Source organism: Streptomyces torulosus (assembly GCF_001419765.1).
In the GTDB taxonomy this organism is placed as follows: domain Bacteria; phylum Actinomycetota; class Actinomycetes; order Streptomycetales; family Streptomycetaceae; genus Streptomyces; species Streptomyces torulosus.
Window position 1 is genome coordinate 1 of the sequence record NZ_LIRK01000689.1, and the last position, 6,600, is coordinate 6,600.

The 6,600-nt window shown below is 73.4% G+C and carries 6 protein-coding genes; 4 read left to right on the forward strand and 2 right to left on the reverse strand.

What is annotated here, in order from left to right; translation table 11 throughout:
• Together AOK23_RS37480 and hemW are read left to right on the forward strand one after the other, a co-directional pair.
• The coding region (locus AOK23_RS37480) for a PP2C family protein-serine/threonine phosphatase (protein WP_157878268.1) at positions 1 to 626 on the forward strand (626 nt) is incomplete at its 5' end.
• Between the two features lie 122 nt (positions 627 to 748).
• Positions 749 to 1,981, forward strand: a complete 1,233-nt coding sequence (hemW, locus tag AOK23_RS37485; protein ID WP_055716946.1) for a radical SAM family heme chaperone HemW — start codon at positions 749 to 751, stop codon at positions 1,979 to 1,981.
• A 450-nt stretch (positions 1,982 to 2,431) separates the two neighbouring features.
• On the opposite strand, the gene AOK23_RS37490 is transcribed toward hemW, so the two are convergent.
• The gene (locus AOK23_RS37490; protein ID WP_055716947.1) at positions 2,432 to 3,241 is read right to left on the reverse strand and encodes a DUF3097 domain-containing protein; all 810 of its coding nucleotides are present in this window, start codon (positions 3,239 to 3,241) and stop codon (positions 2,432 to 2,434) included.
• A gap of 43 nt (positions 3,242 to 3,284) precedes the next feature.
• A complete protein-coding gene (locus AOK23_RS37495; protein WP_055716948.1) occupies positions 3,285 to 4,022 on the reverse strand; it encodes an MBL fold metallo-hydrolase in 738 nt (245 codons plus the stop codon).
• A 317-nt stretch (positions 4,023 to 4,339) separates the two neighbouring features.
• Between AOK23_RS37495 and hrcA the strand changes: the two genes are divergently transcribed.
• Together hrcA and dnaJ are read left to right on the forward strand one after the other, a co-directional pair.
• Positions 4,340 to 5,356, forward strand: a complete 1,017-nt coding sequence (gene hrcA / locus AOK23_RS37500) for a heat-inducible transcriptional repressor HrcA (protein ID WP_055543005.1) — start codon at positions 4,340 to 4,342, stop codon at positions 5,354 to 5,356.
• Positions 5,357 to 6,493, forward strand: coding sequence for a molecular chaperone DnaJ (gene dnaJ, locus AOK23_RS37505; RefSeq protein ID WP_055716949.1), 1,137 nt, complete (start codon positions 5,357 to 5,359; stop codon positions 6,491 to 6,493). It abuts the gene before it with no gap.
• Positions 6,494 to 6,600: the final 107 nt, after the last annotated feature.

Here is a 6,600-nt window from a genome sequence, read left to right on the forward strand (position 1 = left end):
GCGACGTCCAGGGCAAGGGCCCCGAGGCGGCCGTCGTCATCGGCCTCGCCCGCCCCTGGCTCCGGCTGCTCGCCCGCGAGGGCTACGGCGTCGCCGACGTACTCGACCGCCTCAACCAGCTCCTCCTCGACGACGCGACCGAGACGGCCGACGCCGCCGCGCGGGCCCTGGTCACGGCGGGCGACCCTGGCCTCGTCGACCCCGAGGCCTCCCAGACCCGCTTCCTCTCCCTCCTCTACGGCGAACTCGTCCCCTTCGACGGTGGTGTCCGCTGCACCCTCGCCTCCGCCGGGCATCCGCTGCCGCTGCTGCTCGGGCCCGACGGCGACGTACGGGCCGTGGCCGAGCCGCAGACCCTGCTCGGGGTGATCGAGGACGCGGAGTACGTCTCCGAGACGTTCGAGCTGCGCCCCGGCGACACGCTGCTGAGCGTCACCGACGGGGTGACCGAGCGGCGCAGCGGTCCCGTCATGTTCGACGACGGCGACGGCCTCGCGAGCGCGCTGGCCGGCTGCGCCGGGCTCAACGCCGAGCTGATCGCCGAACGGATCCGTCGACTCGTGCACGAGTTCGGCCAGGGCGCCCCGGAGGACGACCTGGCGCTGCTGGTGCTCCAGGCGGAGTAGCCCCGCGCCGACGCCGGGAGGTGCCCGTCCACGGATGCCACGGATGACGGCCACCTGAGACGACGGTCACCCGGAGACGACGGCCGTCCGGGGCGGTGGGCCGGTGCTGGACAATGGAACGCATGCCTTCCGCACTTCCCGACGGTGAGCCCGTTCCCGACGACGGGGCGCTGCCCGCGCACGCCCTGGCCGGGGCTGCCGAGCGGCCCCTCGGGTTCTATCTGCACGTCCCGTACTGCGCGACCCGCTGCGGGTACTGCGACTTCAACACCTACACCGCGACCGAGCTGCGCGGCACCGGCGGTGTGCTCGCGTCCCGCGACAACTACGCGGACACCGTCGTCGACGAGATCCGCCTCGCCCGCAAGGTCCTCGGCGACGACCCGCGGCCTGTCCGCACGGTCTTCGTCGGCGGCGGTACCCCCACACTCCTGGCCGCCGACGATCTCGTACGGATGCTCGGGGCGATCCGGGACGAGTTCGGGCTCGCGGACGACGCCGAGGTGACGACGGAGGCGAACCCGGAGTCCGTGGACCCCGCGTACCTGGCGACCCTGCGGGCCGGCGGCTTCAACCGGATTTCCTTCGGTATGCAGAGCGCCCGGCAGCACGTGCTGAAGATCCTCGACCGGACGCACACGCCGGGGCGCCCCGAGGCGTGTGTCGCGGAGGCGCGCGCGGCCGGGTTCGAGCACGTCAACCTCGACCTGATCTACGGCACGCCCGGCGAGTCCGACGACGACTGGCGGGCCTCCCTGGACGCGGCGCTCGGCGCCGGGCCGGACCACGTGTCGGCGTACGCGCTGATCGTCGAGGAGGGCACCCAGCTCGCGCGGCGGATCCGGCGGGGCGAGGTGCCGATGACGGACGACGACGTGCACGCCGACCGCTATCTGATCGCCGAGGAGATGCTCTCGGCCGCGGGCTTCGACTGGTACGAGGTCTCCAACTGGGCGACCTCCGACGCCGGCCGGTGTCTGCACAACGAGCTGTACTGGCGCGGCGCGGACTGGTGGGGCGCGGGTCCCGGCGCGCACAGCCATGTCGGCGGCGTGCGCTGGTGGAACGTCAAGCACCCCGGCGCGTACGCGGGCGCGCTGGCGGCGGGGAGGTCGCCGGGAGCGGGGCGGGAGCTGCTGTCGGACGAGGACCGCCGGGTGGAGCGGATCCTGCTGGAGCTGAGGCTGCGGGAGGGCGTGCCGCTGGACCTGTTGCGGGAGGCCGGGCGCGCGGCCGCGCACCGGGCGCTCACGGACGGGCTGCTGGCGAAGGAGCCGTACGACGAGGGGCACGCGGTACTGACCCTCCGGGGCCGCCTCCTCGCCGACGCGGTCGTCCGAGACCTCGTGGACTGACCGACCACCTGCCGCCGACCGGCCCCTCGCGGGCCGAGCCCGGCCATCTGCCGCGGTGCGAGCGCTCACGGGCCAACCGGTCATCCGCCGCGGTGCGGGCTCTCGCCGGCCGACCGGCTGGCCGTCGCCGATCGGGACCTCGGGGGCCGACCCGCCATCCGTTGCGGTGTCGGCTCCCGTCGGCCGACCCGCCATCCGTCGCGGTGCGGGCCCTTGCCGGCCGACCGGCTGGCCGTCGCCGATCGGGACCTCGGGGGCCGACCCGCCATCCGTTGCGGTGTCGGCTCCCGTCGGCCGACCCGCCATCCGTCGCGGTGCGGGCCCTTGTCGGCCGACCGGCTGGCCGTCGCCGATCGGGACCTCGGGGGCCGACCCGCCATCCGTCGCGGTGCGGGCTCTCGCCGGCCGCCCTGCCCTCCGTCGGCCTCCGACACCCCGCGGGTCGGCCGGCTACCCCTCGTCGGCCGTGACGAAGTCGATCAGTTCCTCCACTCGGCCCAGCAGTGCCGGCTCCAGGTCCTTGTAGGACCGGACGCCCCCCAGGATCCGCTGCCACGCCGCACCGGTGTTTTCCGGCCATCCCAGCGCCCGGCACACCCCGGTCTTCCAGTCCTGGCCGCGCGGCACCCGCGGCCACGCCGTGATGCCCAGGGACGACGGCTTCACCGCCTCCCAGATGTCGATGTACGGGTGGCCCACGACGAGCGCGTGTTCGCCGGTCACGGACGCGGCGATCCGCGACTCCTTGCTGCCGGGGACCAGGTGGTCGACCAGGACGCCCAGTCGCGCGTCGGGGCCGGGGGCGAAGTCCGCGACGATCGCCGGGAGGTCGTCGACGCCCTCCAGGTACTCCACCACGACCCCCTCGATCCGCAGGTCGTCGCCCCACACCTTCTCGACCAGTTCGGCGTCGTGGCGGCCCTCCACGTAGATCCGGCCGGCGCGGGCCACCCGCGCGCGGGCGCCGGGGACGGCGACCGAGCCGGACGCCGTACGGGTCGGACGGGGCGGGGCGGCGGACGAGGGGCGCACCAGTGTCACCACCCGCCCCTCCAGCAGGAACCCCCTCGGCTCCAGCGGGAACACCCGGTGCTTGCCGAAGCGGTCCTCCAGGGTCACCGTGCCCGCCTCGCAGCGGATCACCGCACCGCAGAAACCGGTGTCGGCCTCCTCGACCACCAGGCCCGGATCGGCCGGGACCTCGGGAACCGGCTTGGGCTTCTTCCACGGCGGGGTCAGATCCGGAGAGTACTGGCGCATTCGGATGACGATAGGAGAACCCGCGCCCGGAGTCGCCCCCCGCTCAGCCCGACACGCCGAAGCGGTGCGCGAGCGCGTCGCGCTGGGCGCGGACGAACGCCGCGTCGACCACCGCTCCGTGCCCGGGTACGTACAGCGCGTCCTCGCCGCCCAGTTCCAGGAGCCGGTCCAGGGCGGCCGGCCAGTGGGAGGGCACGGCGTCCGGGCCGGCCTGGGGTTCACCGGACTCCTCCACCAGGTCCCCGCAGAAGACGATCTCGGGGGCGGCGGACGAACCGGGCACCAGGACCACCAGATCGTGGGGCGTGTGACCGGGGCCCACGTTCGCCAGCAGCACCTGGAGGCCGCCGCCCAGATCCAGGGTCCACTCGCCCGAGACCTGGTGCCGGGGGCGTACCAGCAGGTCAGCGGCCTCGGCGGCGTCCTCGACGGGGAGGCCGTGGCGGACGGCGTCGGCGCGCAGCCCGTCCCGCTCGGCGGTCAGGACGCCGTCCAGGCCCACCGCGCCGAAGACCTCCACCCCGGCGAAGGCGGACGCCCCGAAGACATGGTCGAAGTGGGAGTGGGTGAGCGCGAGATGTGTCACACGGGAACTGTCGAGCAGCTCGCGCGCCTGGCCCCGCAACCGCACGCCCTCCCGCAGGCTCGACCCCGCGTCGATCATCAGGGCCGCGCCGTCCCCGGCCACCAGCCCGACCGTGCAGTCCCAGCCCGGCAGGCGGCACCGTCCGACCCGCGGCGCCAGCCCCTCCCACCCGCACTCTTCCCAAGTCACCGTCATGGCCCGACGCTAGCCCCAGCGGACGGGGGAGGGCCCGGTGCGGTGCCCGTGGCGCCCGGGACTCCGGTCACCCGTGGACACCCCCGTGTCCCACATCACCCCCGCCGGGCCCGGTGGCCCCGCGCCCCGCCCGTACCCGTCGGTAGGAAGCGGTACGACATCGTCGGACAGGTCGGTACACGTCGGCACGACATGGCTGGACCGGCCTTGCCGGGGGCGTACCCCACCGCCGTACACTGGGCGGGGAGTGTTGGCACTCGCCCGCGGTGAGTGCCAAGGGGGATGTCGCGCGGGAGACGAGCTGGAGGTGTGCGCGGATGCTCAGTGAACGCAGGCTCCAGGTGCTGCGCGCCATCGTCCAGGACTATGTGGGCACCGAGGAGCCGGTGGGGTCGAAGGCCCTGACCGAGCGGCACAACCTCGGCGTGTCCCCGGCGACGGTCCGCAACGACATGGCGGCGCTGGAGGACGAGGGCTACATCGCGCAGCCCCACACCAGCGCGGGCCGCATCCCCACCGACAAGGGGTACCGGCTCTTCGTCGACAAGCTGGCCGGCGTCAAGCCGATGACCGCGCCCGAGCGGCGCGCCATCCAGAACTTCCTGGACGGCGCCGTCGACCTGGACGACGTGGTCGCGCGGACCGTACGGCTGCTCGCCCAGCTGACCAGGCAGGTCGCCGTCGTGCAGTACCCGTCGCTGACCCGCTCGACGGTGCGGCACGTGGAGCTGCTGTCGCTGGCCCCCGCCAGGCTGATGCTCGTGCTGATCACGGACACCGGCCGGGTCGAGCAGCGGATGGTCGACTGCCCGGCGCCGTTCGGAGAAACGTCTCTCGCGGATCTGCGCGCCCGGCTGAACAGCCGGGTCGCGGGCCGCCGGTTCACCGATGTGCCCCGGCTGGTCGAGGACCTGCCGGAGGCGTTCGACGTCGAGGACCGGGGTACGGTCTCGACGGTGCTCTCCACGCTGCTGGAGACCCTTGTCGAGGAGAACGAGGAGCGGCTGATGATCGGCGGCACCGCCAATCTGACCCGCTTCGGACATGACTTCCCCCTCACCATCCGGCCCGTCCTCGAGGCCCTCGAGGAACAGGTCGTCCTCCTCAAGTTGCTGGGGGAGGCGGGGGATTCGGGCATGACCGTCCGCATCGGTCACGAGAACGCGTATGAGGGACTCAACTCCACGTCCGTCGTCTCGGTCGGCTACGGTTCGGGCGGCGAGGCAGTCGCCAAACTGGGCGTGGTCGGACCTACGCGCATGGACTATCCGGGAACGATGGGAGCGGTACGAGCGGTGGCACGGTACGTCGGACAGATCCTGGCGGAGTCTTAAGTGGCCACGGACTACTACGCCGTACTCGGCGTGCGCCGCGACGCGTCCCAGGACGAGATCAAGAAGGCGTTCCGCAGGCTCGCTCGCGAGCTGCACCCGGACGTCAACCCCGATCCGAAGACGCAGGAGCGGTTCAAGGAGATCAACGCGGCGTACGAGGTTCTCTCGGACCCGCAGAAGAAGCAGGTCTACGACCTCGGCGGCGACCCGCTGTCCCAGTCGGGCGGCTCAGGCGCGGGCGGCTTCGGCGCCGGTGGCTTCGGGAACTTCTCGGACATCATGGACGCCTTCTTCGGTACGGCGTCCCAGCGCGGCCCGCGCTCGCGTACGCGCCGCGGCCAGGACGCGATGATCCGGCTGGAGGTCGACCTCGACGAGGCCGCCTTCGGCACGACGAAGGACATCCAGGTCGACACGGCCGTGGTCTGCGGCACCTGCAGCGGCGAGGGCGCGGCCCCCGGCACGAGCGCGCAGACCTGTGACATGTGCCGCGGCCGCGGTGAGGTCTCGCAGGTCACGCGGTCCTTCCTGGGCCAGGTCATGACCTCGCGGCCCTGCCCGCAGTGCCAGGGCTTCGGCACGATCGTCCCGAACCCGTGCCCCGAGTGCGCGGGCGACGGACGGGTGCGGTCGCGGCGGACGCTGACGGTGAAGATCCCGGCCGGCGTCGACAACGGCACGCGCATCCAGCTCGCCGGTGAGGGCGAGGTCGGGCCCGGCGGCGGTCCCGCCGGTGACCTCTACGTCGAGATCCACGAACTGCCGCACCCGACGTTCCAGCGGCGCGGCGACGACCTCCACTGCACGGTGACGATCCCCATGACCGCGGCCGCGCTCGGCACGAAGGTGCCGCTGGAGACGCTGGACGGTCTGGAGGAGGTCGACATCCGGCCCGGCACCCAGTCCGGCCAGTCGATCCCGCTGCACGGGCGCGGTGTCACGCATCTGCGCGGCGGGGGCCGGGGCGACCTCATCGTCCACGTCGAGGTGCAGACCCCGACGAAGCTCGACCCCGAGCAGGAGCAGCTGCTGCGGCAACTGGCCGCGCTGCGGGGCGAGGAGCGGCCGACGGGGCAGTTCCAGCCGGGGCAGCAGGGGTTGTTCTCGCGGCTGAAGGACGCGTTCAACGGGCGCTGACCGTGGTTGTCCGGCTGCGGGTCGGTGGGGGTTTCCCGCGCCCACGCGGTGGAGCCGCATGTGTCACCGCCCCGCGCCCCTGAAGGGAACGGGCCTGCGGCCCGCCC